The organism is Streptomyces galbus, assembly GCF_005280195.1.
GTDB lineage: Bacteria > Actinomycetota > Actinomycetes > Streptomycetales > Streptomycetaceae > Streptomyces > Streptomyces galbus.
This window is the reverse complement of record NZ_SZPR01000104.1, coordinates 1-232: the sequence shown is the minus strand read 5'-3', so window position 1 is coordinate 232 and position 232 is coordinate 1. Positions and strand designations below refer to the sequence as shown.

At 53.4% G+C, this 232-nt stretch carries 1 protein-coding gene; it reads right to left on the bottom strand.

What is annotated here, in order from left to right; translation table 11 throughout:
* On the bottom strand, window positions 1-232 hold a 232-nt coding region (locus E4U92_RS35720), incomplete at both ends, for a hypothetical protein (RefSeq protein ID WP_479681754.1).

Sequence of the window (232 nt, the reverse complement as noted above, 5' to 3'; positions counted from 1 at the left end):
GAGATACAGGTCTTCACCCTCGATCTTGTACATCATGGAATCCATTTCCGCAAAGCTCATAACGCCGGTAACGACGTCGCTGCGAATCATATACGGCGGGATAACATACGTGAAACCGCGGTCAATCATAAAATCGCGCGCATACGCGATAACGGCAGAGTGCAGACGCGCGATGTCGCCCATCAGATAATAGAAGCCGTTACCCGCAACGCGGCGTGCAGCGTCCAGATCG